The following is a 2,751-nucleotide window of genomic DNA, read 5'->3' on the forward strand; positions in this document are numbered from 1 at the left end:
CCTCCAGGTAGGGGAATCGCATGTGCATGAACAAATAAGGAATCGCCGACGGTTTTGGTCGATATGTTCGTCCAACGATTCACCTTTGTTCACGCTTCGATTCACACATGCGATTACCCTGCCCCTCCAGGGGAGGGTAAGAGAAGCCTATCGCGCCAGCCACGCCGCGACGCGCTTTTGTGAATCGGCGCGGGCGTCGGGATCGCCGCCGAGATGGCCGCGCTCGGGTACGCCGGCATCGGTTCCGGCAATTGCGTGAAGCGGAAGATTGGCGCGGTCGAAGTCGTGGGCCGCCCCGGGATAGACCACGATCCGCGCCAGCGCGCTGCGTCCCCGCGCGCCCTCGACCATCTGCCGGCAAGCCGACGGCGAACTGACGTCGTCGCTGGCGCCGATCAGCAGCAAGGTCGGCACCCGCGCGCTCCAGCCGAGGCCGGACGAGATGCGGCAGTCCGGATAGAACGCCACCGCCGCGCGGAAATCCGGCTCGGCCCTGCGCGACGCCAGTTGCGGCCGCACCGCCCACAGCACCGCGCTTGCGCCGTGCTGCCAGCCGATCAGGCTGATGCGGTCCTGCGACACCCAAGGCTGGTGCAGCAGCCATTGCCGCGACGCCATGATATCGGCGACGCGCTCGCGGCGGGCCTGCACGCGGCGCTCCTTGACCCGGCATTGCGGGCCGAGTTCGCGCGAGCCAAAACTGTCGGGCAGCAGCACGGCGTTGCCGTCCTTCAGCAACTGCTCGGCCCAGTCGCGATAGCGCGGCTGGATCTGGTCGGACTGTGCGTTCAATCCGCCGCAGCCATGCAGCGCGATCACGGTGGGGAAAGGACCTGCGCCGTCGGGTTTGAACAATTGCGCGTGCAGCGTGCCGCTGTTTGAGGGAATGTCGACCTGTTGCGGCGCGGCCGGCTGCGCTGCGCCGGCGGCAAATGTCGCCGTGAGAAACGCCAGGGATGAGAGCGTCGCAAGCAGGCGCATCGCGTTCCGCCTAAACCACGGTGCCGGAAACCCCGCCCCGCGGGACGAATCTATCATGCGTCACGAACGCAATTCATCACAAATCGGTGGGTTTGACGACAGGACGCCGAACCTTATCTATGTTAGGTAACATATGAATCCAGCAACCCGCCGTGACGACGGCCGGGAACGATTTAAGGACTTTAGCTGTGCTGAATAAATTCGGTCCCTCGGGCCATGGCGAAGCCCAGGCGCAATATCTGGATGGCGATTTCCGCGTGATCTCGCCGGGGACCTATGTGCGCTGCGCCGTCACCGGCGTGCAGATTCCGCTCGACGAGCTGAAATACTGGAGCGTCGACCTGCAGGAGGCCTACGCGGTTCCCTCGGCGGTGCTGCAGCGGCATTTTCCCGGCGCGCTGAAGGCAAAGGGTTGATTGTAAAGTGGGCAAGGCGCTCTTCGCGCCCACCATTTCAAATTGTTGACCTTGCACTGGTTATGGTGGGCACGCCATCGGGTGCGTTCGCGCCCGCCGGTTTTGCCCACCCTACGATCTGAATTTCTTCGCGCGCGACTTGAACAGCCGGTCGGTCACAAACCTCTGCAATTTCGCTTCATCATCGAACCGCAGCGTCACCGCGAACGGCACGATATCCCGTGCCGCCGGCATAAGTTTCCCGCCGTTGCTTAGCCGCGCCAGATCCTTTTCCGTCGTCACCAGCGTCAACCCGTCGCGTTTCGCCGCGGCTGTCAGCGCCTCGATTTCGCTTTCCGAAAACGCGTGATGATCGGCGAACGCCTGCTCCGTCACGACTTCGACGCCGCTCATGCGCAGTGTCCTGAAAAACTTGGCCGGATCGCCGATGCCCGCGAACGCCAGCACCCGCCTGCCGCGCAGCGCCGCGACGGAAGCCCCGCTTGGCTTCAGATGCGCGTGCAGCACCAATCCGCCTTGTGCGGCGATGGCGGCCGCGACCGTGTCGGCGGCGATGCCATCGCCGACGATGATGAGCGCGTCGGTGCGGGCTAGCTGCGGCGGCAGCGGCGCGCGCAGCGGACCTGCGGGAAACACGCAGGCATTGCCGAGCCCGCGGTCGCCGTCGATCACAATCAGCGAGGCATCCTTGGCAATCGCCGGATTCTGAAAACCGTCGTCCATCAGGATGACGCTGGCGCCCTGCGAGCGCGCCAATGCGACGCCATCAGCACGCTCGCGGGCGACCACGACGGGCACCGCCCAAGCCATCATCAGCGGCTCGTCGCCGACATCGATCGCCGCATGCCGGTCGGGATCGACCTTGATCGGGCCGCGCAGTTTTCCGCCGTAGCCGCGGCTGAGCACGATCGGCGCCTCGCCGGTGTCGCGCAGCAAATTGACCAGCGCCAGCACCGCCGGGGTCTTGCCGGCGCCGCCGACATGATAGTTTCCGACGCAAAGCACGGGAATGCCGGCATCGATCCCTCCGCGCGCCAGCCGCCGCGCCGCCACTGCGCCATAAACCGCGCCCAGCGGCATCAGCAACCGCGATGCCAGCGATGGCGGCCGATACCAGAAGACCGGCTCATGCATTCGCCGCTCCCGCCTCGAGCCGCAACTGCAGCAGATACGGCTCCAGTTCTGCAAGCGTGCGCCCCAGCGCGCCGCCGAGCTGATCGACCACCTGCCCGGCAGCCTCGACCGATACCTGCCGCGCAGCGGGGTCGGCCAGCCATTGCCTGATCTGCTTCACCAGCGCCTGTTGCGCGTCAGCATGTTTCGCGCCGCCGGCGGCGTCGAGCGCATCGTAAAC

General features: G+C 65.7%; 3 protein-coding genes and 1 pseudogene. 1 reads left to right on the forward strand and 3 read right to left on the reverse strand.

Annotation, left to right across the window (positions count from 1 at the left end; genetic code table 11):
• Nucleotides 1-147 precede the first annotated feature (147 nt).
• The gene (locus VGP39_RS03710) at nt 148-981 is read right to left on the reverse strand and encodes a dienelactone hydrolase family protein (RefSeq protein ID WP_327566756.1); all 834 of its coding nucleotides are present in this window, start codon (nt 979-981) and stop codon (nt 148-150) included.
• Nucleotides 982-1,169: 188 nt separating this feature from the next.
• On the opposite strand from VGP39_RS03710, the gene VGP39_RS03715 reads away from it, so the two are divergent.
• Nucleotides 1,170-1,397 (forward strand): DUF2093 domain-containing protein, encoded by a 228-nt coding sequence (locus VGP39_RS03715; protein ID WP_327566757.1) that lies wholly within the window; start codon nt 1,170-1,172, stop codon nt 1,395-1,397.
• Between the two features lie 111 nt (nt 1,398-1,508).
• Here VGP39_RS03715 and lpxK read toward each other — a convergent pair whose 3' ends face one another.
• Both lpxK and VGP39_RS03725 read right to left on the reverse strand, forming a co-directional pair.
• Nucleotides 1,509-2,531: a tetraacyldisaccharide 4'-kinase gene (gene lpxK, locus VGP39_RS03720; RefSeq protein WP_327566758.1), complete on the reverse strand. Its 1,023-nt coding sequence runs from the start codon at nt 2,529-2,531 to the stop codon at nt 1,509-1,511.
• A pseudogene (locus VGP39_RS03725) lies at nt 2,524-2,751 on the reverse strand (3-deoxy-D-manno-octulosonic acid transferase); the annotation flags it as partial. The pseudogene VGP39_RS03725 and the gene lpxK, both read right to left, overlap by 8 nt.

Source organism: Bradyrhizobium sp., assembly GCF_036009065.1.
GTDB lineage: Bacteria > Pseudomonadota > Alphaproteobacteria > Rhizobiales > Xanthobacteraceae > Bradyrhizobium.